At 69.1% G+C, this 24580-nt stretch carries 27 protein-coding genes; 14 read left to right on the forward strand and 13 right to left on the reverse strand.

Annotation, left to right across the window (positions count from 1 at the left end):
* The first annotated feature begins 34 nt into the window (after positions 1-34).
* Positions 35-664: a class I SAM-dependent methyltransferase gene (locus AC5L38_RS20435; protein ID WP_189122621.1), complete on the forward strand. Its 630-nt coding sequence runs from the start codon at positions 35-37 to the stop codon at positions 662-664.
* 30 nt (positions 665-694) lie between these two features.
* On the opposite strand, the gene AC5L38_RS20440 is transcribed toward AC5L38_RS20435, so the two are convergent.
* Genes AC5L38_RS20440 through AC5L38_RS20450 form a run of 3 tightly spaced genes read right to left on the reverse strand, consistent with a single transcriptional unit; the run spans position 695 to position 3716 of the window.
* The gene (locus AC5L38_RS20440; RefSeq protein ID WP_495244396.1) at positions 695-2236 is read right to left on the reverse strand and encodes a site-specific integrase; all 1542 of its coding nucleotides are present in this window, start codon (positions 2234-2236) and stop codon (positions 695-697) included.
* Complete coding sequence (locus AC5L38_RS20445; RefSeq protein ID WP_495244397.1) at positions 2233-2568, reverse strand: helix-turn-helix domain-containing protein; 336 nt, start codon at positions 2566-2568, stop codon at positions 2233-2235. Before AC5L38_RS20445 ends, AC5L38_RS20440 begins: the two co-directional genes overlap by 4 nt.
* Positions 2565-3716 (reverse strand): tyrosine-type recombinase/integrase, encoded by a 1152-nt coding sequence (locus AC5L38_RS20450; RefSeq protein ID WP_495244398.1) that lies wholly within the window; start codon positions 3714-3716, stop codon positions 2565-2567. Before AC5L38_RS20450 ends, AC5L38_RS20445 begins: the two co-directional genes overlap by 4 nt.
* A 338-nt stretch (positions 3717-4054) precedes the next feature.
* Here AC5L38_RS20450 and AC5L38_RS20455 point away from each other — a divergent pair, with 338 nt between their 5' ends.
* A complete protein-coding gene (locus tag AC5L38_RS20455; protein WP_495244399.1) occupies positions 4055-4708 on the forward strand; it encodes a GNAT family N-acetyltransferase in 654 nt (217 codons plus the stop codon).
* A gap of 226 nt (positions 4709-4934) precedes the next feature.
* Here AC5L38_RS20455 and AC5L38_RS20460 read toward each other — a convergent pair whose 3' ends face one another.
* Positions 4935-5915 (reverse strand): zinc-binding dehydrogenase, encoded by a 981-nt coding sequence (locus AC5L38_RS20460; protein ID WP_495244400.1) that lies wholly within the window; start codon positions 5913-5915, stop codon positions 4935-4937.
* A gap of 609 nt (positions 5916-6524) precedes the next feature.
* Here AC5L38_RS20460 and AC5L38_RS20465 point away from each other — a divergent pair.
* Positions 6525-6992 (forward strand): SRPBCC family protein, encoded by a 468-nt coding sequence (locus AC5L38_RS20465; protein ID WP_495244401.1) that lies wholly within the window; start codon positions 6525-6527, stop codon positions 6990-6992.
* Between the two features lie 312 nt (positions 6993-7304).
* Here the strand turns inward: AC5L38_RS20465 and AC5L38_RS20470 are convergent, their stop codons facing one another.
* From AC5L38_RS20470 to AC5L38_RS20480, 3 genes are all read right to left on the reverse strand, one after another.
* Positions 7305-7712 (reverse strand): hypothetical protein, encoded by a 408-nt coding sequence (locus AC5L38_RS20470; RefSeq protein WP_495244402.1) that lies wholly within the window; start codon positions 7710-7712, stop codon positions 7305-7307.
* Between the two features lie 502 nt (positions 7713-8214).
* Complete coding sequence (locus AC5L38_RS20475) at positions 8215-9549, reverse strand: MFS transporter (protein WP_495244403.1); 1335 nt, start codon at positions 9547-9549, stop codon at positions 8215-8217.
* On the reverse strand, positions 9546-10208 hold the full coding sequence (locus tag AC5L38_RS20480; protein ID WP_495244404.1) for an ArsR/SmtB family transcription factor: 663 nt from the start codon (positions 10206-10208) through the stop codon (positions 9546-9548). The genes AC5L38_RS20475 and AC5L38_RS20480 overlap by 4 nt, the downstream gene beginning before the upstream one ends.
* A gap of 265 nt (positions 10209-10473) precedes the next feature.
* Here AC5L38_RS20480 and AC5L38_RS20485 point away from each other — a divergent pair, with 265 nt between their 5' ends.
* Positions 10474-11583: a DUF2267 domain-containing protein gene (locus tag AC5L38_RS20485; RefSeq protein ID WP_495244405.1), complete on the forward strand. Its 1110-nt coding sequence runs from the start codon at positions 10474-10476 to the stop codon at positions 11581-11583.
* Here the strand turns inward: AC5L38_RS20485 and AC5L38_RS20490 are convergent.
* A complete protein-coding gene (locus tag AC5L38_RS20490; RefSeq protein WP_495244406.1) occupies positions 11538-11831 on the reverse strand; it encodes a hypothetical protein in 294 nt (97 codons plus the stop codon). The genes AC5L38_RS20485 and AC5L38_RS20490 overlap by 46 nt on opposite strands.
* 406 nt (positions 11832-12237) lie before the next feature.
* Between AC5L38_RS20490 and trxA the strand changes: the two genes are divergently transcribed.
* From trxA to AC5L38_RS20515, 5 genes are all read left to right on the forward strand, one after another.
* Positions 12238-12681: a thioredoxin gene (gene trxA, locus AC5L38_RS20495; protein ID WP_495244407.1), complete on the forward strand. Its 444-nt coding sequence runs from the start codon at positions 12238-12240 to the stop codon at positions 12679-12681.
* Positions 12665-14335 (forward strand): FAD-dependent oxidoreductase, encoded by a 1671-nt coding sequence (locus tag AC5L38_RS20500; protein WP_495244408.1) that lies wholly within the window; start codon positions 12665-12667, stop codon positions 14333-14335. Before trxA ends, AC5L38_RS20500 begins: the two co-directional genes overlap by 17 nt.
* A gap of 27 nt (positions 14336-14362) precedes the next feature.
* Positions 14363-14812 (forward strand): DUF1931 family protein, encoded by a 450-nt coding sequence (locus tag AC5L38_RS20505; protein WP_495244409.1) that lies wholly within the window; start codon positions 14363-14365, stop codon positions 14810-14812.
* 203 nt (positions 14813-15015) lie between these two features.
* Positions 15016-16167, forward strand: a complete 1152-nt coding sequence (locus AC5L38_RS20510; protein WP_495244410.1) for a glutathione-independent formaldehyde dehydrogenase — start codon at positions 15016-15018, stop codon at positions 16165-16167.
* A 124-nt stretch (positions 16168-16291) separates the two neighbouring features.
* The gene (locus AC5L38_RS20515) at positions 16292-16762 is read left to right on the forward strand and encodes an ester cyclase (protein WP_495244411.1); all 471 of its coding nucleotides are present in this window, start codon (positions 16292-16294) and stop codon (positions 16760-16762) included.
* Positions 16763-17091: 329 nt separating this feature from the next.
* On the opposite strand, the gene AC5L38_RS20520 is transcribed toward AC5L38_RS20515, so the two are convergent.
* Both AC5L38_RS20520 and AC5L38_RS20525 read right to left on the reverse strand, forming a co-directional pair.
* Entirely contained in the window at positions 17092-17598 is a 507-nt protein-coding gene (locus tag AC5L38_RS20520; protein ID WP_495244412.1) for a DinB family protein, read from the reverse strand.
* A gap of 31 nt (positions 17599-17629) precedes the next feature.
* A complete protein-coding gene (locus AC5L38_RS20525) occupies positions 17630-17968 on the reverse strand; it encodes a hypothetical protein (RefSeq protein ID WP_495244413.1) in 339 nt (112 codons plus the stop codon).
* A gap of 92 nt (positions 17969-18060) precedes the next feature.
* Between AC5L38_RS20525 and AC5L38_RS20530 the strand changes: the two genes are divergently transcribed.
* The 3 genes from AC5L38_RS20530 (at position 18061) to AC5L38_RS20540 (ending at position 20483) form a co-directional block, all read left to right on the forward strand.
* Positions 18061-18432, forward strand: a complete 372-nt coding sequence (locus AC5L38_RS20530; RefSeq protein ID WP_495244414.1) for a MerR family transcriptional regulator — start codon at positions 18061-18063, stop codon at positions 18430-18432.
* A gap of 35 nt (positions 18433-18467) precedes the next feature.
* Positions 18468-19481, forward strand: a complete 1014-nt coding sequence (locus AC5L38_RS20535) for a zinc-binding dehydrogenase (protein WP_495244415.1) — start codon at positions 18468-18470, stop codon at positions 19479-19481.
* 177 nt (positions 19482-19658) lie between these two features.
* Positions 19659-20483: a phosphotransferase enzyme family protein gene (locus tag AC5L38_RS20540; protein ID WP_495244416.1), complete on the forward strand. Its 825-nt coding sequence runs from the start codon at positions 19659-19661 to the stop codon at positions 20481-20483.
* Between the two features lie 188 nt (positions 20484-20671).
* On the opposite strand, the gene AC5L38_RS20545 is transcribed toward AC5L38_RS20540, so the two are convergent.
* Entirely contained in the window at positions 20672-21406 is a 735-nt protein-coding gene (locus tag AC5L38_RS20545; RefSeq protein ID WP_495244417.1) for a hypothetical protein, read from the reverse strand.
* A 423-nt stretch (positions 21407-21829) separates the two neighbouring features.
* Here AC5L38_RS20545 and AC5L38_RS20550 point away from each other — a divergent pair, with 423 nt between their 5' ends.
* Positions 21830-21985 (forward strand): hypothetical protein, encoded by a 156-nt coding sequence (locus AC5L38_RS20550; protein ID WP_495244418.1) that lies wholly within the window; start codon positions 21830-21832, stop codon positions 21983-21985.
* 230 nt (positions 21986-22215) lie between these two features.
* Here the strand turns inward: AC5L38_RS20550 and AC5L38_RS20555 are convergent, their stop codons facing one another.
* Both AC5L38_RS20555 and AC5L38_RS20560 read right to left on the reverse strand, forming a co-directional pair.
* A complete protein-coding gene (locus tag AC5L38_RS20555) occupies positions 22216-23088 on the reverse strand; it encodes an alpha/beta fold hydrolase (protein WP_495244419.1) in 873 nt (290 codons plus the stop codon).
* 154 nt (positions 23089-23242) lie between these two features.
* Positions 23243-24010, reverse strand: coding sequence for a helix-turn-helix domain-containing protein (locus AC5L38_RS20560; protein WP_495244420.1), 768 nt, complete (start codon positions 24008-24010; stop codon positions 23243-23245).
* Positions 24011-24098: 88 nt separating this feature from the next.
* Here AC5L38_RS20560 and AC5L38_RS20565 point away from each other — a divergent pair, with 88 nt between their 5' ends.
* On the forward strand, positions 24099-24497 hold the full coding sequence (locus tag AC5L38_RS20565; RefSeq protein WP_495244421.1) for a nuclear transport factor 2 family protein: 399 nt from the start codon (positions 24099-24101) through the stop codon (positions 24495-24497).
* The last annotated feature ends 83 nt before the right edge of the window (positions 24498-24580 follow it).

Raw genomic sequence — 24580 nt, forward strand, 5'->3', positions numbered from 1 at the left:
ACAGCTGAGAATAGGGGGTGCTAACTTCCTTCCCGTGGCGAAGCACCAGGACGAGACCAGGACGGCCTACGACGGGGTCGTCGAGTTATATGCGTCGATGTTCGCTAACCGACTGGAGACGCAGCCGTTCACGCGGAACATGATCGGCACCTTCGCCGAGTTGGTGCGTGGGACGGGGAATTCGCGGGTGGCGGATGTCGGCTGCGGGCCCGGACATCTGACGGCCATGCTGCACGACCTGGGGCTGGATGCCTTCGGGCTCGACCTCTCTCCGGCCATGGTCGACCACGCTCGGCGGGCCCATCCGGCGCTGAAGTTCGATGAGGCCCGGATGGAGGAACTCCCAGTTGAGGACGGCGCGCTCGGCGGCGTGCTGGCCCACTACTCGATGATTCACACCCCTCCTGGGGAACTACCCGCGCTGCTCGCCGAGCAGGCGCGTGTCCTGGCGCCGGGGGGCCTTCTCCTGGTCTCGTTCTTCGGAACCGACGCGCCCGAGCCGGTCCGCTTCGACCACAAGGTGACACCCGCCTATAGCTGGCCGGCGGACCGCTTCGCCGAGTTGCTGGCCGGGGCTGGGTTCGCCACATTCGCGCGGCTGCTCCACGACCCGGCCTCCGAGCGGGGCTTCCTGGACGCCCACTTGCTGGCCCGTCTCCGCTAGAGAATGGCCTTCTGCTGTGGGCTCTCGTAGTCAACTGTCGCCGGCTCCCCGAGGAGGCCGGCTTGTCGGTGACCTTGTGTGATCGCCAGCGGCGTATCGGCTCCATGTCCCGCCGGTCTCTCTGATGAGGCGGCTGGTGGTCTTGTTGTGGTAGCCGAGAGCGTCGGCAACGACGGGAGCGGGCAGTTCGAGGAGCTGCTGGCGGATGGCGGCGCCACGTGCTGCGGAGGCCGGGATCCCGGCCTCGTTCAGGAGCGCGGACAGGTGGTCGGGGCGGGCTGGCTGTCCTGCCCGGCGGCCCGGGAAGAGCCATCGGGAGGCGGGGTTGGTGGCGGTGTTCATGTTGTCGCGGTTCGCTATGTGCTCCAGCAGCAGAGCGGCGACCGGGGCGGGAACGGGCGAGGCGGGTTCACCGAGCCGTAACAGTAGGGTGTCGCCGTCGTGGACCACGTCGTCGACGCTGAGCCGGACGATGCGGCTCACGGGCCGCGCATAGAGGAGCACGATGACCCCCGCGACACGCAGACGTATCGGAATCTCCGTGTCGGTCAGCAGCCGGCCAAGGGCGTCGAGGCGTTCGTCTTCGCTCAGTGCGGCCCGCCGGGAGACCTTCATCGCGGGGATGGACAGGGAGCGTGGGCAGTTACGGGTCTGCATGGCCCAGCTGAGAAAGGCCCTCAGGCAGGTGCGGCTGTGTTCGCTGCTCTCGGCCCACCAGGCGTCGATGTCGATCTGGCCGCAGGACGCGAGGCTGTTGTTGCGTTGGCCGAGCCATTGCAGGAAGGCGGTCGCGTACTTGATCTGTTCGGCGGCGAATCTCCGGACGCTGGGTGTGATGTGGCTTCGCTCGGCGCGGGCCCGCAGCCGCGGGAGGACGCGCCAGGTCGCGAAGAGCCTGATCGTTTTGACGTGCTCGGAGTCGGTGATGCTGGCCAGATGCCCGGGAAGCCAGCGTTGGAAGGAGCAGAGGTACTTGTCGACCGTAGGCAGGACTCCGCTGGTCATCAGGAGTTCTTCCAGGTGAGCGGCGGTTCGCCAGGGCTGGAGCTCGTGGAAGGCGTCGTGGGTCAGCGAGATCTGGCCGAGGCCGAGCTGTTGCAGCAATCGGGAGGCGTTCGCCGGTTGGCTGCGGCGCATGGCCAGCCAGGCCAGTCCGCTGCCGGGCTTCTCCATCGCCACCAGCAGGTTGAACTGCGGGACCAGCGCGGGACGGATGCGGCCGGTGCCGTCGTCCAGGAGCGCGGTGAGGCGGTCGCTGAGCGTGCAGCGCTCACACAGCCGCCCGCCCAGGAGCTTGCCCTCGAAGCCGCAGCGTGAGCAGTCGAAGGTTCGGGAGAAGCCGGCGCAGGTGGTGCAGATCGGGACTCCGTCACCGGGGCGGAGCCCAGGCAGGGCCCGGTCCTGGCCGCATCCCGGACAGGTACCCCGTGTCCGGACGGCGCGGTCCGAACAGGTGCGGCAGACGTATCCATCCGGCCAGGTGCCGGCCTTGTGCCTGCGGCGGCCGCAGCGGCAGCACTCGGCCATGTACCGGCGTTCGTACTGCTCGCCGGTGGCGTAGGTGCGGGTCATGCGTCGGGCAGGATGCGGGCCGCGCGGGGCCGCAGCTTCGCGACGTTCGCGGGCGGTGCGGGCAGGTCGTCGGTGGCGGTCTTGCGGACCCCGGCGTTCTCGGCGGTGGTGTCCACCAGGTCGGCCGGAGTGCAGGACAGGATGTCGCAGAGCGCGGCCATGACCTGCAACGACAGGCGTTCCGGGGTGCCGGAGACCAGGCGGTGGACCTGGGAGGCGGACAAGTCGATGCCCCGTTCGCGCAGCAGCGGCACCAGTTCGGTGGCCGTGAAAATCTGGTGCTGGGCCATGACCTCACGCAGCCGCCACGTGTAGCCGACCTTGCGTTTCATGCCTGCCTCCCGGTCTGGGTCCCAAGGGCCGCGGCGATGGTGGCATCCAGGTGCCGCCGCAGGGTGCGGGTGCGCAAGTCCGAGGAGACGCAGGTGTAGAGCGAGGTGGTGCTGGCGTGCTCGTGGCCGACTTGCTCCTGGACGAAGCGCGGGTCCCAGCCGTCCTCGATGAGGTGGGTGACGTAGGACCTGCGGAAGGAGTGGAAGTCCAGCCCCTCGTCGAGGCCCAGGGCCTTGCGGTAGGCGATGAAGCGGGAGTTGAGCCGCTGGCAGCCGATCCGCAGGCCCCGTTCGGAAGGCCAGGCCGCCGGGTTGTCGTTGGTGCCGAACAGCGGGTGGACCTCGGTGAACCACTCGTCCAGGACGTCCGGAGTCCAGTCGAACACGGTCAGCACCCCGCGGCGCTTGGGCGGCGAGCCCTTCTTGGCCTTGCCGAACCGGACCTGGCACCGGCCGTACACGCCGAACTCGCCGCCGTGCGGGTTGCGGCCGAAGTCGGCGGCGTCCAGCATCCGCGTCTCGTTGCGCCGCAGTCCGAAAGCGTAGGCGGTCTTGAACAGGGTCGCGTCGCGAAAGGCGGGCAGCCAGCCCTTGCGGCCGAAGGCCCGGATGCGGGCGACCTCGTCGTCGCAGTGCGCGAAGAAGGCGTGCAGCTCGGCCTTGGTGAACGCGCGCTTCTTCGCGTCCGCCTCGTTGTCCTGGACGTGCATGGCGGTGTTCCACTCGTGCACGACCTGCACCGGGTGGGTACCGAACCGCTCTTCGCAGGTCGCCGTCCACTCGTAGAGCGGATCGGTGATGAAGTGGCAGAACGCCCGCACGGCCTCGGAGTACGAGCGGATCGTGGAGCGCTTCAGGTCCCGCAGCGAGCGCAGGTCACCGAGCCACTCGTCGACCATCGCCGATGTCCAGTGCCAGGGGTAGGTGTTCACGTAGTCCGCGAACGCCTTGATTGTGTTCTCTCGGCCCTCCACGGTCGTCCGGGCCAGATTCCGCGCGAGCTGCTGGTTGGCGAACCCCGTCAGCATCGCCGCGAAGACCTGTTCTTCCGGCCGCAGCAACGCGACCCCGTCGACCAGGTGCAGCCCGGCCGCCCCCGGTATCGACCCGTTGAACCCCACCGGTTCACCACCCTCCGCGACTCGCATCAGATGCGAGAAAACCGCATCCTATGCGAGTCGTCGGCGGAGTCCCAGGCCAGCCCCCTGCACGGGTCGCAGCAAGGCCCTCGTGACCGGTATCGTCGCGGCCAGAATCCTGCTCAAGTACGCAGGTCCACAGCGTGATTGCTCCCCTCTCCGGGCAGATTCTCCACCTGTCGCGAGTTCGCATCCGATGCAATTGGCGGCGCTTGCAACATCGGAACGGAAAGCGGCGCCAAGAGCACGTGATCATGGTTCTTGACGGGACCGGCTTTTCCGGTGTTCCTCACCCCCGGGTTTGCGCGGTCGCCGATGTCTTGCGCGTCACGGCGAAGGGAGTCAACGTGCATGAGCTGGCAAGGCTGTTCGAAGGGGTCGCCCGCGGCGCTTTTCCCGATGCCGACGGTGTGGTGGAGTTCGTGGACCAGCCCAGCCCGCGCGACTGCGGGGTCGTCGCGTTCACCGCGCACAGCGTGGTGTTCGCCGATGTCGACCGCGAATGGATGCGCGGCCTGCTGCCCGCCGGCGACATGTCCGCGCCGCTGAACCCGCCGTTCCTGCGCGCGCTGGAGGAGCGGACCGGGCGCCGGGTGGACAACCTGCACCTGCTCGCCGTCGCCGACGCGCTGAGCGGCCCGCCCCCGCTGCCCCTGCTCGAGATCGCCGACGTCGACCATCCTCGGGTACGCCGCGCCCTCCGGCACCGCGACGGGGTGCGAGCATGGCGGGCCGACGGAGGAATCGTGCTGCTCGGGCAGGGGGTGGCGGGCCGCTGGGAGATCGCCGTCGAGGTCGAGGACACCTGCCGTGGCCAAGGCCTCGGCCGGCGACTCGCGCGGGCCGGACGACACCTCCTCGGCGCCGGGCAGGCGGCGTGGGCACAGATAGCGCCGGGCAACGCCGCCAGCGTACGGGCCTTCCTGGGCGCGGGTTTCCTTCCGGTCGGCGCCGAGGCCCTGCTCGCCCGACAGGCGACAGCGAGCACTCCAGCCAGGTGACGAGGTGGGCAGCAGGCGCGGGTGGTGGTCGGAACTCCTCGTCGTCGGGCCGGCGGCGCGACTGCTCGCGGTCGCCGTCGGTGATGCCGGTCAGCCGTTCCCGGCGGGTGACCCGGCGCGCCGTGCCACGGGCCAGGTCGCGGGGTCGAGGCCGGCTTTCAGAGCAGCGCAGGTGGCGGCCGCGCTGCCGGTCCGTCTCGATGCGGTGCGGGGTGCCGGCCGTACCTCACCGGTGGATGTCGGGGACGAGTACGACCTTGCCCGTTGTCGCCCGTGCCCTCAGGGCGGCGTGCGCCGCGGCCGCCTGTGACAGAGGGAAGGTCTGGAAGGCGGGCAGCAAAGTCCCGTCGGCGGCCGCCGCGAGTGCGCGAGCCTCGTCGGCGGAGACGTTCTGACCTTCCAGCAGCAGCATCAGCGCGTCGGTGAAGCGCAGGCCGCGCTCCTTCAGCTCCGTCTCGTCGGGACGGAACGCCTGGCGCGAGGCCGCGCCGATGGTGATGTAGCGCCCTCCCTCGGCCAGCAGCCCGAAGGCGGCGCGCCCCTTGTCACCCTCGACACCGTCCAGGACGACCGTGACGCCACGCCCGCCCAAGGCCTCGCGGACGGTGCCCGCCCAGTCCGGCAGGTTGTAGTCGACGGCGATGTCTGCTCCGAGCTCTCGCACGACCGCCGTCTTCGCCGCTCCTCCCGCCGCGCCGATGACCGTGGCGCCGAGGCGGCGGGCGAACTGGACGGCCAGACGGCCGATACCACCGGCCGCGGAGGTGATCAGAACCACGTCGCCGGAGGTGAGATCGGCGATGTCGAGCAGGCCGACGGCGGTGGTACCGGTGACGACCATGGTGACGGCGGCCTCGTACCCCAGTCCGGCCGGAATCCGGTGCAGGGACGGGACATCGGCGACGGCGAGCTCGGCATAACCCCCCGGCCTGCCCCGCGCGGTCACCACCTCGGCACCGATCCAGGCCCCGTCCACGTCCGGCCCGACCGACTCGACAACGCCGGCCACCTCTCCCCCGAGGATCGCCGGGAGTTCGGGAAGAGGCGGACCGATGTCCAGCCCTTCCCGCATCGCCGTCTCGATCTGGTGGACCCCCGCGGCCCTCACCGAGACGCGGACCTCGCCCGGCCCCGGTACGGGATCGGGCACGGTCTCGTAGCGGAGGTTCTCAGGGGGCCCGAACACATGCAGCACGACAGCGCGCACAACCGTTCCTTCCAGTAGGTCTACCGAGGAACACCCACCCTGCTACCTCTACATAACTTGAGGTCAAGCGCCGCAGCCGAACACCGCGTCCCCGCGGCCGGCGCGGACACCCGTCATGTTCACGCGGCGGCCGCCGGGCGGAGGGCGGCCCGGGTGGCGTCCGCATCGCGCCGCATCCGCGAGTAGGCACGGGCGGCCTGGTGGTCGGCGCGACCTCGGTGATCGCGCGGGTAGCGGGCCCGGTTCGGGTGCTGCCGGAACACGACGGAAACGCACTGCGGCCCGACGGCTGATCGTCAGGGTGGGCGTCGTCATTGAAGTGAACCCGAGGAACAGACGCAGATCAGACAGAGCCGACCGAACAGAACGAAGGCTCCGTTCGGTCAACCGAATGACATCCCCGCAGGTAGGCGCATCGTTGGCCATCGGACCGCAATCCGGCCCCAGTGTCCCGTCTCATCGAATCTGGTCCACGTCCCATGGAGTTGGACCATCTGCAAGATGGTCTCACCGAATCTGGTCCGCAGGTGTTTTCACCCTTCTGGGCGTCTTACTGCACCTGGTCCGTGTGAGCATTCCGCTGATGTGACACGGTCTTAGACTTGGCGCATGCCGCGCTTCGAGGTCGTTACGCATGTCATCGCGCCGCCGGATCGGGTCTTCGACATCTCGCTGGACGTGGGCGTCCACACCACCTCGATGGCGGCCTCGTCCGAAAAGGTGGTCGGCGGAGTGACCGTCGGCGGCTTGGGGCTCGGTGAGAGCGTCACCTGGCAGGCACGACACTTCGGCATCCGCTGGCGGATGACTTCCACGATCAGCGCTTACGATCGGCCGGGGTATTTCGTCGACGAGCAGGTGTCGGGCCCGTTCAAGCACTGGCATCACGCTCACCGTTTCCAGTCCGATGGTCATGGCGCCACGGTGATGAGCGACGTCATCGATTTCGCCGCACCCCTTGGTCCTCTGGGGGCCATCGCTGAAATCCTGGTCCTCCGCCGCTACATGCTCAGGTTGATCCAAGTCCGGAACCAACACGTCAAACAGGTTGCCGAAACCGCTCCCACAGTCGAGTGACGACCCGCCGCGTTGGACCACATCGTGTGAGGCGGTTTGAGCATTCCGTTGCCGTCGGGCCGCACGCCGACCCGCCGCCCGGCAGGCCAGACGTGCCTGCGGTGCGGGGGTGAGGAGACATCGAAGCCCCGGCGACCGTACGCCGCACCGCCGGCACGAGAAGCCGTGGACACCCCGCAGGAGGCGAGGACGGTGAGTGGAAGAGCGCCTCGTCGCGTTCGCCGGCGCGGTCCCACGCGCGACGCTGGACCTGGAAGGCGTTGTTCCGGTCGGATGAGTCGAACACGCCACGTCGCGGATGCGTGCACCCGTTCATCCTCCGGGACAGTCGTTGTCCCCGCCGCTGCGCTCGATGCAACGGCCCGGAGACACCGGCTCGGGAGAGAGGGCCGGGTTGGCCTCGCGTTTTTCGAAGGCGACCACTGTCACGACGGTGAGCAGGCAGAGGGCGGCCACAACTCCGAACGTCAGCGTGGCGGCCCTCCTGCGGGCCCTCTCGGCGACGATGGCCGCGAGGGTGGGCACGGCGACTCCGGCAACGGCCGCGGCGATGAGGAAACGCTTGGCTCGGGCGCCATCGGGAAAATTTCCGAACGAGCCCTCCATTCCCACCGCGACTCCTTGCATGAACAGGAACGGGGTTCCTATCAGCCAGATCAACGCCAAGATCACCAGGATGGGAACATCCCGTGTTCCCGATCCCGCGGTGCCTGATTTCATGATCCGAATTATCCACCGGCGTGACTGCGCGAATTCAAACGAAACTATTAATTCACTCGAAGCGGCAGGCCTTTCACCCCCGGTCGAGTTCGACCACGTCACCGTCCCCTCTTCCGCCGACGGCACCGGACGCCTCGCCCGCTTGATCGAGGCCGGTTGATCGAGGCCGGTGATCCGCACGCGCTGCACCGATGCCGCCTCCGTCGCCCGCCGCGGGCGACGTCGCCGTCGTCCTCCCACCGGGCGAACGCGATCAGCAGTTCCTCGGCCTCCTCCGGGGCGATGAGAAGGTGGCGGTCCTGATCGGGCAAGCGCGCGTCGGGTGGCCATCAGGGGCCGCCGCGCCTTCACGCGGTCCCCGGTGCCGGGCCTGTGTCCGCCGTACGACCCGGATGCGGCCGGCGAAAGCGCCGAAAGCGTCCGGAGGCCCCGGACCCCGGAGGCCCCGGACCCCGGAGGCCCCGGAGGCCCCGGAGGAGAGGACACCCTCCCCCGGGGAGCGTCATGTCGCTGCGTTCGCACCGCCTTGTGAGGTGTCTTCCCCGGAGTGTGACCTCAGGCCGCCCCGCCCCGCCCGTACGTTCATCTCGCGCCACTCCGGCCGCAGTCCCGCCAGGTTCGTGGTGAGGAAGTACGCGGCCGCGCAGACGAGCAGTACCGGCGCGAGTCCGGCAGCGGCCACCGCCGCACCGGCGAGCAGGCCGCCGAGAGGGATCCCGGCCCAGGACAGCGAGTCACCGAGCGCGTTGACCCGGCCGAGCATGCGGCGCGGCACCCGTTCGAAGAGGACGGCCCCCAGCACCGGGTTGATGAAGCCGGAACCGAACCCGCTGACGGCGAAGACCGCCAGTACCGCCCACAGCGGGGCGTCGAAGGCGAGGACCAGGAATCTCGGCGCCCCGGCCAGCAGGAATCCGATGAGAACCACCATTCTGCGGTTCAGCCTGTGCGCGGCCGCCGCGGCGATCAGGCTCCCGGCGACCGCCGCGGCTCCCGTCACACTGCCCATCAGGCCGATCGCCGTCGGCCCGTTGCCGGACTCCCTGGCCCAGACGGGGATGAGCACCGCGCCGATCGCCGCGTCCAGCAGGTTGGTGATCCCCACCATGACGATGACGGTGAGCAGCAACGGCTCGCCGCGAAGGAAGGTGAAGCCCTCGCCGAATCGTCGCCAGTAGCCCGGTTGCGTTCCGTCCTCCGACGAGTCCTCCACGGTCGCGTGCCCCATACCGCGAGGCAGCGCCAGTCCGATGATCACCGATCCGAGAGCGAAGCAGCCCGCGTTGACGGCAAGCCCTGTCAAAGGGCCGAGCAGCGCCACCAGCGAGCCGCCGACCGCTGGTCCGATGGTGGAGGCGAGCCGCTCGATCACGCCGGACAGACCGGTGGCCCGCTCCAGCGGTATCCCACCGCGCTCGGCCGCTTCCGGCACCATGACCTCCTTGGCCAGGTCGCCCGGGCCACGGGCCGCGCCGATCACCGCGACCAGGGCCAGCAGCAGCGGAAAGGACAGCAGGTGCAGGGCGTGGAACAGGGGAACCATGGCGGCGGCGGCCGCGCTGACCAGATCCGTGGTCCAGGAAACAGGCCGTGGGCCGATCCGGTCGACCAGTGGCCCGGTGAACGCCTTGACCACCACGTACGGAGCCATCTGGAAGAAGGCGACGAGCCCGGTCTGAGTGGCGCTGCCGGTCGTCACGAGCACGAACCAGGGCAGTGCCACGGCCGAGATCCGAGTACCGGTCAGCGACACGGCCATGGCCGCCAGCACCCCGCCCAGCGGCCGTAAGGACCGCCTGCCGGGTACGCGGTCGGCGTCTGAAACGCCCTCCCTCATAACCTCCCCGTTCCTGACGCGTTCTCGGGACCGGCGTGAGCCGCCGCCGCGGGCGTGTCCAGCTCGGGCAGGAAGTGGGTGATGAGGGCGACCCGTTCGGCTCCCTCGGGGGCCCTCGCCGCCACCTCCGGCGTATCCCGCCGGTAGCGGGCGATGACGTCCCGCAACTCCCGGTACAGAGCGGCGGTCTCCTCGGGCGTGAGCCGAAGGGCCCAGTCGCTCATGTCGAAGGAATCCCGCCACGCGCGCGGCATCGTCTGCAGCTCGTTCAGCGCCTGTTGAGTGCGCAGGGTGTGGATGGCGGCGATGGACCGCAGGTAGGCCAGCGTGGCCTCGGGCTCCCGCTCGGCCAGGTCCGGGTCGTCGAACCGGGTCGTCCGGTGTACCGAGCGCCACCAGCGCTCTCGCGCGTTCCCTCGTTCCGTTTCCTCCTCGACGAAACCGGCCGCGCCGAGCCGGCGCAGGTGGTAGCTGGCCGTGCCGGAATTCACGCTCAGCCGTTCCGCGAGGCGGGTGGCCGTGGACGGGCCGTACTTCCGCAGCAGCCCGAGCAACTGCACACGTACCGGGTGCGCCAAGGCGCGCAGCCCCCTGGCATCCAGAACAACCGTGTCCGCCTCGATCTGCGGACCGTCCGGCCTCGCGCTCGGGTCAGTCATACCGTGCACCCTAAACCGCAAAGATTTGTTTGCGAAGAAGTCTTCGCGGTTCAGGTGACCTTCGCGGTGCCGCCGCTCATCTACCGGCCGGGGCGCGGTGGGCGGCAGCGCAGCCGCACGTTTCGCGGCCCGGCGGTAACCACGGCGAGGCGCATGGCCGACTACTTGACGGCCATAAGGGCATGTCTCGATACACTACGCATGTGTCGCGCTACTACGCGTAGCCGATGCTGGGATTTCGCCTGGCTACCGGCGAGGAGCGCCAATGGCCACCAGTGATCGGCGTCGGCCGGAGATCGTCGTCGGACTCGTGGCGACCCCGCCCGACTACCCGGCCCAGGTGGTTGCGCGGCTCACCACCGAGCTGGCCGACCGGCTCGCCGAGCAGGTGGACGCGAACGTGCGGTGGACCGTCAGGGAAGGCTGGGGCGAAGTGGCTCCGCGCCGCGACGGCGGCGTCGAGGCGCTACTCGACGATCTCGCCCGCCGGCGCGCCGACGCCCGGTGGGACGTCGCGATCTGCCTGACCGACCTGCCGCTGCACACCGAGCGGGTGCCGCTGGTCGCGCAGACGTCCACCCGGCGCCGGGTCGCGGTGGTGTCCTTGCCCGCGCTGGGGTTGCGCCAGCTGCGAGCGGTCCGCGCGGCCGTTCCGGGTCTCGTGGGCCGGCTACTCACCGACGCTTCCGAGGAGCGGGTGCCGCTGGCCGGCTGGGCACCGGCCGAGCTGGCCGGCCAGGTTGCCGCCATTCACCGGGTGGTCGGCGAGACCGATGCCGGGGAACTGGGCTACGTCGCCTCGCGGCTGATCGGCCGGGTGCGGCTGGTGACCGGAATGGTCCGGGCCAACCGCCCCGGGCGCGCTCTGCTGGGCCTGTCCAAACTGCTGGTCGGCGCCTTCGGCACGGCCGCGTTCGCGCTCACCACCGACACCATCTGGCAGATGGGCGACGCGCTCGGCGGACTTCGCCTCACCGTGATCATGCTTCTCGGGCTGACCGCGCTGGTGGCCTGGCTGATCGTCGCGCACGACCTGTGGGAGAAACCGGACCGGAAGACACCGGCTGAGCTGGCCCGGCTGTTCAACCTGGGCACGGTCCTCACCCTCATCCTGGCCACCGCGGTGTCCTACCTGGTGCTGTTCGCCGGAACGATACTCGCCGCGGCACTGCTGATCGACACATCCGTGCTGGAACAGACCCTGCAACGGCCGGTCGATTTCACCGACTACCTGATACTGGCCTGGATCATCAGCTCGCTCGCCACCGTCGGCGGCGCGATCGGCTCCGGGCTGGAGGACGAGGACACGGTGCGGGCCGCCGCTTACGGCTACCATCCCGAACCCGGCGGCCGGCGGGACGAGAAGGACGCGTAGCTCCCGCCCCGGGACAGGGCTCGTCCGCACTGCCAGGCGAGCATCGCGGACCAGCGCCGCCGGATGGACCCGCATCCGGCCACCGCGCTCGCCACCGCGCTCGCCACCGCGCGATGCGGGTGGCCGTCAGGTTCGAGGACGACCTTCTCGCAGTTGTCCCGCTTGTTCTTGAAGAGCCCGAAGCCGCGTTCCGCCTCGTCGAGCGGCGCCTTGGGATCTCCGCAGCCTGAACCGGAGGCGGAAGGCAAGCCCCGAAGACATCCGATTCCAGATCCCGCAGAGGGTGCCCTCCGGATCTTGCTCGAATCCCTCGACACACATCCCGTCCACAGGGCCACGACCTTCATCGTCGGAGCAGCATCGAACTCTCCTTCACCTTCGGGACACACGAATACCACCTTCGGGACACACGGATACGGCAGAAAGGGATCACACGCGGGGACAGCCGCTGGTCGGCGTTGGGGGGCGCCGCAAGGCGCCTTCGGCGGCGGAGATAGCGTGGAAATGTGGAGGAGGCTGAGCAGCGGCTCGTCCCCGAGACGCCGCCGAGACCGGTGAACCGGTCGTCGGCGACGCCCTTGACGGGGCGGTCATCCATGTCGCACCGACCGGCGGCACACCCTCGATGACGTAGGGGAATCCGGAGGTCTGACCATGCGGTCACAGACCAAGGACGCGAGCGTCGTTCAATGCTCGAAATGCGGACGGAAGAACCGGCTGCCCAGGACCGCCTCGGGAATCCCGCGGTGCGGCCACTGCCACCAGCCGCTTCCCTGGGTCACCGAGGCCGGGGACGACGACTTCGGCGAGGTCGTCGAAGCGGCCCGGATCCCGGTGATCGTCGACTTCTGGGCCCCTTGGTGCGGCCCGTGCCGCATGGTCAGCCCGGCGCTGGAGCAGGTCGCGGCCGATCTCGCCGGTCGCCTGAAACTGGTGAAGGTGAACGTGGACGAAGCGCCCCGGCTCTCGGAGCGCTTCACCGTACAGGCCATCCCGACCCTTGTCGTGATCGATCAGGGCCGGGTTCTCACCCGGCGATCGGGCGCGGCACCGGCTCCCGTCCTGCGCGAATGGGTGGACAATGCGCTGGCCGCCTGAGCTTCGCGAGACGCCGGACCCACAGGGGGCCTACCCGCGGCTGAGCGACGCGCAGCTTCAGACGCTGGCCCCGCACGGCGAGCGGCGCCGCGTCCGCCAAGACGAGGTCCTGTACGCGGAGGGCCTTCCGTGCACCGAGTTCTTCGCGATCCTGGCCGGCAAGGTGGCGACGGTCGAGGGATTCGGAACCGACGATGAGGTGATCGGCGTCCACGGGGCAGGCCGGTTCCTGGGAGAGCTCAACGTGCTCACCGGCCAGGTGGGCTTCGTCACCGGCGTGGTCGCCGAGGACGGCGAGGTTCTCGCCGTGCCGGCGGACGCGCTCCGCCGCCTGGTCGCCGGGGATCCGGCACTCGGCGACCTCATCCTGCGGGCCTACCTCATCCGCCGCACGATGCTCATCGGGCTGGGGGCGGGCTTCCGCATCATCGGCTCCCGCTTCTCGGCCGACTCCCGGCGGCTGCGGGAGTTCGCGGCGCGCAACCGGCTGCCGCACCGGTGGATCGACCTGGAGCAGGACGAGGAGGCGGAGCGGTTCCTGCGGAGCATGGGCGTCAGCCCGGAGGAGACCCCGGTCGTGATCTGGCGTGGCGAGAGGGTGCTTCGCAACCCGAGCAACGCGGAGCTGGCCCGGGAGGTCGGACTCCTCGCACCGAAGGCGCAGGAGAGCCGATGCGACCTGCTCGTCATCGGTGCCGGGCCGGCGGGGCTGGCGGCGGCGGTCTACGGGGCGTCGGAGGGCCTCGCGACGATGGTCCTGGACGATGTCGCGACGGGCGGCCAGGCGGGTACCTCCTCGCGGATCGAGAACTACCTCGGCTTCCCGTCCGGGATCTCCGGCGGCGAACTGGCGGAGCGGGCGGCGATCCAGGCCGGCAAGTTCGGCGCGGGTTTCTGCGTCCCCGCACAGGCGTGCGGGCTGCGCCTGGACGCGGGCGATCACATCGTCACCGTGGGAGAGGGCGGCACGATCCGCGCGCGCACCCTGATCGTCGCGACCGGCGTCCGCTACCGGAGGCTCGATGTCGCGAACCTGGAAAGGTTCGAGCCCACGAGCGTCTACTACGCGGCGACTATGTTCGAAGCCCAGATGTGCGAGCAAGATCCGATCGCCGTCGTGGGCGGAGGCAACTCGGCCGGCCAGGCCGCCCTCTTCCTGGCCCGGCACGCCGCCCGCGTCCGGCTGCTCGTGCGCGAGGACGCGCTGTCCGCGAACATGTCCCGCTACCTGGCCGTCGAGATCGAACGGCACCCCCAGATCCAGGTCATGCTGAACACCGAGGTCCGGGAGCTGATGGGAGAGGAGAAACTCGCCGCGGTCATCGCCGAGAACAACGTCACCGGCGAGCGTTCCACGATCGAGGCCCGCGCGATGTTCATCTTCATCGGCGCGAAGCCCTACACCGCCTGGCTGGCCGACGAGATCGCGCTCGACGCGCGGGGTTACATCCTGACGGGCGCGGACGCCACCCGGTGCGGCAAGGAGGGCACGCCCCTCTCCACCGGCCGGCCGTTCCCGCTGGAGACGAGCAGGGCGGGCGTGTTCGCGGCCGGGGACGTGCGGAGCGGGTCGATCAAGCGGGTGGCCGCGGCGGTCGGTGAAGGCGCCATGGCCGTACGGCTGATCCACGACTACCTCCGAGCCGGAGAGTGACTCCGGACCGGAAGGAAGGAGACCTCCATGGCTGTCATGGCGGTGCCGAGATTCGAACGCCTCTTCCGCAGCGCCGCGGGCGTCGATGTCGACAAGGACGACCTGCGGCGCTACGGCGACTTCGTGAACGACAAGCTCCACGACCTTCTGGTGATCGGCCAGGCCCACGCCAAGGCGAACCATCGCGACATCATCGAACCCTGGGATCTACCCGTCACCAAGGGCCTGCAGGAGAGCATCCACCGGTTCCGCCTCCTCGACGAGGACATCGAGCTGAAACCCGTCCTGGAGCAGCTCGCCGCGCTGCCTCCGCTCGACCTGTCGGTCGGCGAGGAGACCGCCGGCCGCCTGCCCGAGATCGTCGGCGGCCTGTCGGTGGCACTGGCCCAGGCTTTCAAGATCGTGGATCCGGAGGTGAGGAACCCGGCGACCGAGCAGTGGGAACGCACGACACGCGTCTTCGACCTGCTGCTCTGAGGCGGCCGGGACGGCCTGGGCGATCAGCTCGGAACGGCCCCCCGGACACCCGGTGAATCCGGCGCCGAACCCTCCCGCAAGGCGCGGCCCCGGCGAGCGAGGAAGGAGGAACGAACCGTTGCCCTGCTGTACGGCGCAGAACCTCTCGCCCCGTCGTCGACGGGTAAGGCGATCCTTCGCAATCAACCACATGCGAGGAAATCATGAAAGCGATCGTGTACAACGGACCTCGACAGGTCAACGTCGAGGAAGTCCCGGACGCGCGCATAGAGCGGCCCACCGATGTCCTGGTTCGCATCACCACGACCAACATCTGCGGGTCGGACCTGCACATGTACGAAGGCCGGACCGATTTCGAGACGGGCCGCGTCCTCGGTCACGAGAACCTCGGCGAAGTGGTCGAGGTCGGACCGGCCGTCGACCGCGTCCGTGTCGGCGACGTGGTCTGCATCCCGTTCAACATCTCGTGCGGCTTCTGCGCGAACTGCGAGAAGGGCCTGACGGCCTACTGCCTCACCACCAACCCCGAGCCGGGCATGGCCGGGGCGGCCTACGGCTTCGCGGACATGGGCCCCTACAACGGCGGCCAGGCCGAGTTGTTGCGCGTGCCCTACGGCGACTTCAACTGCCTCGTCCTCCCCAACGACGCGAAGGAGAAGCAGAACGACTACGTGATGCTCGCCGACATCTGGCCGACCGGCTGGCACGCGACCCAACTCGCCCAGGTGGAGGCGGGCGACACGGTCGTGATCTACGGAGCGGGGCCCGTCGGGCTGATGGCCGCCTACTCCGCCACTTTCAAGAGCGCGAGCAAGGTGATGGTCGTCGACCGCCACCCCGACCGGCTCGCCAAGGCCGAGGAGATCGGCGCGATCGCGATCGACGACTCCCAGACGTCACCGGTCGATCAGGTCATGGAACTCACCAACGGCCTGGGCGCCGACCGGGGTTGTGAGTGCGTGGGCTACCAGGCCCACGACCCACAGGGACACGAGCACCCCAACATGACGCTCAACAACCTCGTCAAATCGGTCAAGTTCACCGGGACCATCGGCGTCGTCGGCGTCTTCATCCCCTCGGACCCCGGCAGCCCGGACGATCTCTTCAAGCAGGGCGAGATCGCCTTCGACTACGGGATGTTCTGGTTCAAGGGCCAGAAGATCGGCAACGGCCAGTGCAACGTGAAGCGCTACAACCGGCAGCTTCTCACGCTCATCCACGAAGGAAAGGCCCGGCCGTCCTGGGTCGTCTCGCACGAACTGAACCTGGACCAGGTACCGGACGGCTACGAGCACTTCGACCGCAGGGATCTCGGCTGGACCAAGGTCGTCATCCATCCCGGCGAGCTCAACTGACACGCAACACCCGGATCACCGACGCGAGTGCGCACACCATCACGGCGGCCGGCCTTCGCTCGGGGCTGGCCACCGTGACGGCGTGCCCGTCGCCGGAAGGGTCCCGGTCGAAGGGGTGATATCTATGGGCGACGCCCGCGCGCTCAAGGACAAGCTGCTCGAGGCCTTCAACACCCACGATCTGGATCGTGTTCTTCAGTGCCACAGCCGGGACGGCGTCCTGGTGACCCCGGAGGGCACCGCGGAAGGACACGACCAGATCGCCTCGTTCTACAAGGATGTCTTCAAAGGGTTTCCGGACCTGAGCATGACGGTCTGGCACACGGTGTTCTGCGACGATCCCGCGGTGACCGAATGGATGCTCACCGGTACGCACAATGGGCCTGTCATGCTGCCCGGCGGGGGTGTGCTGGACGGAACGAGCCGTCCTGTCGCTGTCCGCGGCACCAGCATCTGCTCCGTCGGCAACGACAAGATCATCACTCATCGGATCTACTACGACCAGCTGGAGATGTACAGCCAGCTAGGTGGCGAACTCGTCTTCGCCGATCGCCTGTCACCCGTCGGCGAGGGACGGCCGTCGCCCGGCGGCTGAGGATTCGATGTCGCCTCCGTTCGGGGTGCCCTGTTTCCCGAGGACGCCAAGAAGGGTCGCACCGTTGGGTACTGCTCCCGGGACACCGCAGGTAGTGACCCCCTCCCACCAAAAGCTGCGCCGATCCTCCCCTGAGGCCGTTTCCGCGCGGATGTTCCTCGCCCCCCGAAATGCTCAGGGTGGGCGGGGCCTGTCGCGACCGTCCGGCGACGCCGGCCAGTGCCGTCGATGGATCCCACCGGGCGCCGGCCAGGTGTCCTCCGCCATCCGCGTCTTCCACCGACGCAGATAGTCCCGGGGCCGGCCGAGTTCGTCCAGCGAGATGACGCTCAGCTTTGACGGGTGCCGTCGAGGGTCTCGCGGATGATGTCCGCGTGCCCGCCGTGGCGCGCGGTCTCTTCGATCATGTGGAACAGGACATAGCGCACGTTGCACTCGATGATGTCCTTGCGCGCGCAGGGACTGTCAAGATCCATCGAAGCCACGATGGCACGGGACTCCTCGATCTGCTCCCGGTAGTACGCGACCCAGTGCTCCACCGTGTCGTTCTCGTCGACCATCATGTCGGCGTCACGAGGATCGGTTTTGACGGCGGGCCAGTTCTCGGGAAGCTCGCGTCCGGCCATGATGACCTGGAACCAGCGGCGCTCCCAGGTCGCGGCGTGCTTCACCAGTCCCAGCAGTGACAACGAACTCGCGGTCGGCGCCTTTCGCGCCGCAGCGTCGTCGAGCCCTTCGATCGTCAGGAGCAGCCCCTCGCGCTGATAGTCGAGGAAGCCCTCCAGTGCCTCACGCTCCGAGGTGTAGGCGAATATCGCATCCTTGTCATCGGGCATGCGTGGATGCTAACAGCGGCGACGGCGACCTTCAGTGATCGCTCGCCGAAGCGGATGGACCGCTCCGGCGCCAGGTCAGGGCGGCCGCGGCGGCGAAGGCCAGGACCGCGCAGCCGATCTGCGCGAGGGCTGTCGGGGTGGGCACGAACGGCAGGTCTCCGAGGTCGCCGAGGGCCGCCGCGGGCAGGAACAGCAGCAGCGCGGTTCGCCGCCCCACGGCGGATCGGCACGCGTACCCGGCCGCCAGTGCCACCACGACAAGCCACGGAACGGGCTTCCATCTCACGATGTCGAAGTGGGCCATCACGTCCACCCAGCGCACGACGGCCTTGCCGGCGGTCAGTCCTGCCGGTGCGAGCGGCCCCCACACCAGAAAGGCGCGCCAGGGGATGAACCTGATCGCACGGTGCGCCGCGGGATGGTGCGGGAAGATCGTGGCGTCCTCGTGGGTTGGGGTTGGGCGTGAGGATCGGTGAGGCAGCCAGGACCAGTGGCGTCAGCGCCAGGTCGCTGCGGTTCTACGAGGACGAAGGTCTCATCGTCCCGGGCCGGTGCGGCAACGGGTACCGCGACTACTGCGGCTCCACCATCGACCGAGTGGTCGTCATTCGCCTGCTGCTGGATTCGGGACTGTCCGTGCGACTGATCAGGGACGTGCTGCCCCACGTCACAGGCGAGTCCATAGGCCGCGATCAGCTGTGCGAAGAGTTCCTGGTCGAGGTCCGGCGCTATCGCGATCGGCTCGAGGCCCGCATCGCCGCGCTCACCACCCAACGGTCGGCGCTCGACGCGTTCCTGGACGAGAGTTCACCCCGGCCGTGGCGAACGACTTGACCTTGACGCCAGTGTGAGGGTCCTACGTTCCGGGGATGGACATCGAGAACGTGACACCCGCCGGAACGATGCGTGCCCTCGTGCAACACTCGCACAGCGGCCCGAAGGACCTGACCCTGGTGGTTGACCATCCGCGTCCCATCGGTCCAGGCTCGGGTGACTACATGATCCGAGTGGGTGCGGCGGGGATCAACTTCGCGGACGTGATGCAGACCTACGGAACCTACGGTGGCGGGCCGCACCCTCCCTACGTGGCCGGGTTCGAAGCAGCAGGCGAGATCGTCGCCGCCGGCGCTGAGATCGATGACCCGCTCCCGCTCGGCACCCATGTCATAGGAACCGGCCCCGCTGCCTTCGCGGAGTACATGCTGATGCCGGCCGCAGGCGTCCTCCCGGTTCCGTCGGGGTGGAGCGATGCCGAAGCCCTGGGCATGGTGCTGAACTGGACGACGGCCCTGGCGGCGCTGCGGCCGCTGGGCGAACTCAAGGCCGGTGACGTGGTGCTCGTTCATGCCGCCGCAGGGGGCGTGGGACAGGCCGCCGCCCGCCTCGCCCTTCACTACGGGGCCCACGTCATCGCCACCGCGTCGCCGGCGAAACACGATGACGTCAGGGCGCTCGGGGTCGACGTGATCCTGGATCCCTCTCGCGACGATCTGGCCGAGGAGATCCTGCGCCGGACCGCCGGTGTCGACCTGGTGCTGGAGTCGGTCGGCAAGGCCACCTTCGAGGCCAGTTTGTCGGTGACCAAACCCTTCACCGGCCGAGTCGTCGTCCTCGGTGCCGCGTCCGGGGACGCCGGCCTGACGACCCACGACCTGGTCTTCACCCACCGGGCGCAGATCAAGGGACTCCACATCGGCGCGTTGGCCGAGGCGGCGCCCTCCGTCTACCAGGGGTTGCTCGACGAGATCGAGCGGCTGATCGTGCGGGGCGTCTACCTGCCCGGCACCCCTCAGGTGCATCCCCTCGACGAGGGCCCGACGGTCCTCCAAGAGCTCGAGGCAGCCCTGACCCGCGGCAAGCACGCCCTTGACCCGAGACGCTAGAGGAGCGCGATCGGCCCCCAACCCAAACCGCGGCAGATCCTCCCGCCGACCACTCACCCCATCCCGTATCCGTCTCCGCGCCAAGCCCCGCAGCACGGAGACGTCGACCGGCCGCCCTCGGCAGCGGTAGCATCCCGGTCGATGTGGAGCGAAGTACGACCTCCGACGACGGCTCAGGTGCGCGACGCGTTCGGCGTCGAAGTGGGCGAGCTGCGGCCGCATCCGGGCGGGTTCGAGGCGGATGCGTTCACCGACGGGCGCTGGTTCGTGAAACTGTGGCGTCAGCGGCCCGACAGCGACGCCGGTCTGGCGCTGACCGCTGAGCTGGCGGCTCGGGGCATCCCCGTTCCCGCGGCGGAGCGAGCACTTGACGGCTCGTACACCTCCGAGCACCATGGCCGGCGCTACGCGCTGTTCCCGTTCGCCGACGGCCGCCAGGGAACGTGGAACGACGCGGAGGCGATCGCGCGGGCGATGCGCGCGGTGCACGAGATCACCGACCTCGTCCTGCCTCGCACCGATATGGACGAGTGGTGCATCGAGGTGCTGCGCGACCGGCACGACCACCCTTGGATCGGAGACCGCCGCGACGAGATCGTGGCCAACGTCGACCGGCTCGAAGCGGTGATCGAACGGGCACGCGCGATCGACGTTCCCCACGTCGTGTGCCACCACGACCTGTTCCCTCAAAACGTCCTCATCGGCCGCGACGGCCGATCCGCGACGCTGCTCGACTGGGATCACGCGATGCTGGCGCCGCGCGAGCACGATGTGTTCGCCGCCTTGTGCGGGCCCGACCCCGTGCGCTTCCTGCGCGCCTACGGAGCGGAGGGACTCGATCTCACCCACCTCGAGTACGCCCGGCTCGCCCGCTCGCTGCGCGACCTTGCGAATCGCATTTACCACGAGGTCGACCTGGAGGGCATCAACACCTGGGGATTCGACGGGTTGCGCCGGGTGGACGCCGATCTCGAACTCTCCCGGCCGTTCTGCGACCGCTGAGGTCGTCCGATGTGTCGATCGACGAGACAGCGGCTCGACCCACGCCGGATCACGGTTCCGAGTCGGCGATGGCGTCGTTCGAGGCCCACCACGGCTTCCGGAGCCCCCGCGGCACGTTCAGACGGCCTGCGACGCGGAGGCCGGCGTCGATCGCCGCGATTCGCCCCTGAGGCCGATCGCGAGCCGCGTCAGTAGGAGTAACCGCTCGCGGCCTGAGCCGCGCTGCAGGCGCGTTCGGCGGGGAGCACGGGAGGAGCCCATGGACTCCATGGGCTCCACACCTGCACGTTGTTCGGCCACACCTGGGCGAACAGGCAGTCCCCATCCGGCTCCCGCAGGGCGATGCCGATCGCGCCGTCGTGGACGGCGACCTCCTGACGGATGCGCGGGTCCAGATCCAGGGCCCGGACGGCACGCCGGGTCGCGTCAAGGTCGAGGGTCGCGGGCAGGTGCTTCTTCAACCACGAATCGGTTCGAGCCGGCAACGTGGCCGGCGGCCGGAAGGTCCGCTGAGGAATGTTCGCGGGGCAGCCGATCTCGGTGATGTTCACCCTCCAGTCCTCTTTGCGCGGCGTGACGTGGTTCACCGGCTCGGGCTTGATCACCTCCAGGTCGAAGCAGACGAACACCACCACGGCAGGAGAGGGGGTATCCGCCGGCCCCATGGGTGGCTGTGGCGTGCGGTCCTTCCCCCGGACCCTGATCCGCACGTGTCCCGGACCCTCGTGCCCGTCACCGGCGACGTCCAAGACCGTGAGGCTCTCCTCCTCCTGCTGCGTGAGGTAGTAGCCGACGTCTTCGGAGACCCACGGGTCGTAGCCCTTCAACTGGTCGGCGATCCGATCGGCATGCTCTCGCGCGTCATGCACGGCAGGGGCGGCGCAACCGGTGAGGGACAGCGACAAGGCCAGAACGAGGGGCATGAGTCGGCGCATGTATCCCTTCGACACCGAGCGGGGCAGATCTGTTCGCGCCGAGCGACACACTGCCGCGATTTCGTGATCACACCGCGCGCGTCAGGGACGGCAGGGCAGCCCCAGGTCGGTGTTCTCCGGGAGTCACACGAGGACTCAGGAGTACGGGAACGGTGACCGGAGGCCGTGTTTCAGTGATTCCTCGACAGGCGGGCATTGTCCATGGCGCCGGTGCCCCTGGCGAGCGGCCGGGCGCCTTTACAATGTAGATTCGCTGCAGGTTCGCTTCTTCCGACGCCAGGCCTCCTCGGCCAGGGTGAGGAACCGACGGTCGGGCACGAGGGCGGCCGCGGACCTCCGGACGCGCAGTTGGCGCGAGAACCCGCAGGTCACAGACTTGGTTGGGGGGCGTAGCGCTGACCCGTCAAGCTCGTGGCACGGCACGGGAAACGCTACTACCGCTTCCTCGCGGCGATGAGGATGCCGAACCGAGCCTTCGCGGCCGGTGCGATCGGTCTCACTCCCAGCGTGAACTTCAACGTCCTGCGCTCTTACCGGCCCGGAACGATCTTCCGGCTGTTCACCTGACGACAACTGTTCACCTGGCGATGACCGGTGGTGAGGTGGTCGCGAGCCCGCTGGGGGTCGCCCGCCTCCCCGATCCAGTTGGCGAGGTCCCGCGAGATGGCGAGGGTCTCGGGACCATAGCCCCATAGTACGTTTTCTACATAGGTGTGCGCCGGTGTCATCGGGGAGAAATGGCGTTCGGGACTCGCGTATCCGGCGACGCCGGACCGTGGGGCCATGCGGCACCCCGCTCAGGAGGCGTGCCGCTCGATCTCTCTGATGAGTTCCGGCCAGACGCCCGGCGCGAACGTGTGCCCCATCCGCTCGATGAGCACGTACCGCGCCCCGGGGATCCTCTTCGCGAGCGCGGCCCCCGCCGTGGGGTTGATGAGCGGATCCTCCGCCCCGGAGATGACCAGGGTCGGCCGCGTGATCCCGCGGATGCCGCCCGCGGGCAGCTTCTCGGCCCGGCGGGCGGCGCGCACGCGCATCCCGGCGTGCGGGTCGGGCATCCGGCGCCGCACGGCCTTCTCGGCGGTCTCGCGCACCCAGGCCTCGTCGAGGGGCATGCTCTCGGCCTCGGCGAGCCGCATGATGTCCATGAGCATGCGGACCTTCTCCTCGGGCGTGTCCCCGTACCGCTTGAAGGCGATTTTGAGGGGGCCGGGGAGACGCACGTACCGGAACGTCCCGAAGTCCGCGCCGACCATCTGGATCGGCGACATGAGGATCAGCGACCGCACCCGCCCGGGGTTGCGGAGTGCCGCGAACTGGGCCAGCCCGCCGCCCATCGACAGCCCGCACAGATGCGCCGACTCCCACCCCAGCGCGTCCTGGACGGCGATCATGTCGTCGACCATGTCGCCGACGCTGTAGGCCCGTCTCCTCCCGGTGAAGTGGGTGGACAGGCCCGCGTCCCGATGGTCGTACCTGACCACCTGGAACCCCGCCTCGGCCAGCGCCGCGCAGAACCCCTCGGCCCACCCGAGCATCGTCCCGTCGAGCCCGTTGATCAGCGTCAACGGACGCCCGCCCGGCCTCCCGAACACCTCGTAGGCGATCTCGACCTCTCCGTTGAGTGCGATCCCGCTCTCCGCCACGCCACCTCCCGGCAGGGTTGCCATGCGTTCGCATGATAGGAGGAACGCGGCCGGACGATCGCGGAAGCCGTCATCGATCCGGTCACGACCGGCGGCGAGCTGAGCGGGCCCTCACCGGAACAGTTCGCGGAACACCCGTTCGCCCCAGCCGCCGCCTTCCTGACCGGAGGGCGGGTGACTACCCGCCGGCGCCGGGTGCGGCGAAGTAGGCGGCGCTGTCGGCGTCCGTCGGGTAGTACGACTCGATCGCGACCTCGTCCAGGGTGATGTCCGTCGGAGTGCCGAACGTGGTCGTCGTCGAGAACAGCCGCAGTTCGCGCCCGCCGAAGCGGAAGATCATCGGAATGGCGACCTCGGACTCGACCGGTTGACCCACCTCCCCCGGATGGGGGGCCAGGAGTTCCTCGTAGAGCGCGGTGAGCAGGGGATCGGGAGCCGTGGCGAGCTGCCGCGCGATCCGGACACGCAGCAGCGCGCGCACCTGTGCCAGGTTGACGATGTGCGGAGCGAGCCCGCGCGGGTCCAGTCCCAGCCGCACCATGTTGATCGGCGGGACCAGCAGGCCGGGGGCGACGCCGGCGAGGAACGGGTCGATGGCGCGATTGCTCATCACGATGTCCCACCGGCGGTCGACGGCCAGTGCCGGATACGGCTCATGCGCGCGCAGCACCCGTTCGATCGCGTCCCAGGCCGCCGGCGACACCTCCCGCGGCTGCTCGGCATAGCGGGGCGCGAAGCCTGCGGCCAGCAGCAGCCGGTTGCGCTCTCGCAGCGGCACGTCGAGCCACTCGGCCAGTCGCAGGATCATCTCGGCGCTCGGGCGGGACCTGCCGGTCTCCACCAGGCTGACGTGACGAGCCGACACATCGGCGGCGATCGCGAGATCCAGCTGGCTGAGCCGCCGGCGATGCCGCCACTGCCGCAGCAGTTCCCCCACGGTGTACATGGACGACGATGCTACTCATCGAAGAGCCGAACGCCATGAAACGCGATTTCATCGACAAGCATCCCGGACGCTGGAAAAACTGCTGCCCGTGACCACTCAGAACACGACCCACGACAACAAGAGCATCGTCCGGCAGGCGCTGGCCGCACTGGTCGCGACCGGTGACGTCGACGCGCTCGCGCCGTTGCTGAGCGACGACTTCCTCCACCACCGCCCGGACGCGACCTCCCAGACGAAGCCGGAATGGCTCGCCGCCGTGAGCGCCGCGCTCGTCCCGCTGGCCGGCATGCGGGTCGAGATCCAGCACGTGCTGGCCGACGGCGATCACGTCGTGATGCATTCGCGGCGCCGGCTGCCCGGTGCCGGGCCGGAGATCGCGGTCGTCGACATCTGGCGGCTCGACAACGGTCTGATCACCGAGGCGTGGGAGATCATCGAGCCGGTGTCCCGGGCGGCCGCCAACCTGACGTGGTGGGAGATTCGCTGATCGCCGGCCCGGCCGCAGGCCGGGCGCCACGACGTCGCCGCCCGCGCATGTAAATAAATTTTGACATGGTGTCCGGTGCGTTT

It is taken from the genome of Streptosporangium nanhuense (assembly GCF_059358815.1).

Excerpts from the sequence above, each read along its gene's own strand:
- AC5L38_RS20440 (WP_495244396.1), bottom strand. The coding sequence starts at position 2,236 with ATGACCCGCACCTACGCCACCGGCGAGCAGTACGAACGCCGGTACATG.
- AC5L38_RS20445 (WP_495244397.1), bottom strand. The coding sequence starts at position 2,568 with ATGAAACGCAAGGTCGGCTACACGTGGCGGCTGCGTGAGGTCATGGCC.
- AC5L38_RS20450 (WP_495244398.1), bottom strand. The coding sequence starts at position 3,716 with ATGCGAGTCGCGGAGGGTGGTGAACCGGTGGGGTTCAACGGGTCGATA.
- AC5L38_RS20465 (WP_495244401.1), top strand. The coding sequence starts at position 6,525 with ATGCCGCGCTTCGAGGTCGTTACGCATGTCATCGCGCCGCCGGATCGG.
- AC5L38_RS20470 (WP_495244402.1), bottom strand. The coding sequence starts at position 7,712 with ATGAAATCAGGCACCGCGGGATCGGGAACACGGGATGTTCCCATCCTG.
- AC5L38_RS20475 (WP_495244403.1), bottom strand. The coding sequence starts at position 9,549 with ATGAGGGAGGGCGTTTCAGACGCCGACCGCGTACCCGGCAGGCGGTCC.
- AC5L38_RS20480 (WP_495244404.1), bottom strand. The coding sequence starts at position 10,208 with ATGACTGACCCGAGCGCGAGGCCGGACGGTCCGCAGATCGAGGCGGAC.
- AC5L38_RS20485 (WP_495244405.1), top strand. The coding sequence starts at position 10,474 with ATGGCCACCAGTGATCGGCGTCGGCCGGAGATCGTCGTCGGACTCGTG.
- trxA (WP_495244407.1), top strand. The coding sequence starts at position 12,238 with ATGCGGTCACAGACCAAGGACGCGAGCGTCGTTCAATGCTCGAAATGC.
- AC5L38_RS20500 (WP_495244408.1), top strand. The coding sequence starts at position 12,665 with ATGCGCTGGCCGCCTGAGCTTCGCGAGACGCCGGACCCACAGGGGGCC.
- AC5L38_RS20505 (WP_495244409.1), top strand. The coding sequence starts at position 14,363 with ATGGCTGTCATGGCGGTGCCGAGATTCGAACGCCTCTTCCGCAGCGCC.
- AC5L38_RS20510 (WP_495244410.1), top strand. The coding sequence starts at position 15,016 with ATGAAAGCGATCGTGTACAACGGACCTCGACAGGTCAACGTCGAGGAA.
- AC5L38_RS20515 (WP_495244411.1), top strand. The coding sequence starts at position 16,292 with ATGGGCGACGCCCGCGCGCTCAAGGACAAGCTGCTCGAGGCCTTCAAC.
- AC5L38_RS20520 (WP_495244412.1), bottom strand. The coding sequence starts at position 17,598 with ATGCCCGATGACAAGGATGCGATATTCGCCTACACCTCGGAGCGTGAG.
- AC5L38_RS20535 (WP_495244415.1), top strand. The coding sequence starts at position 18,468 with ATGGACATCGAGAACGTGACACCCGCCGGAACGATGCGTGCCCTCGTG.
- AC5L38_RS20545 (WP_495244417.1), bottom strand. The coding sequence starts at position 21,406 with ATGCCCCTCGTTCTGGCCTTGTCGCTGTCCCTCACCGGTTGCGCCGCC.
- AC5L38_RS20555 (WP_495244419.1), bottom strand. The coding sequence starts at position 23,088 with ATGGCAACCCTGCCGGGAGGTGGCGTGGCGGAGAGCGGGATCGCACTC.
- AC5L38_RS20560 (WP_495244420.1), bottom strand. The coding sequence starts at position 24,010 with ATGTACACCGTGGGGGAACTGCTGCGGCAGTGGCGGCATCGCCGGCGG.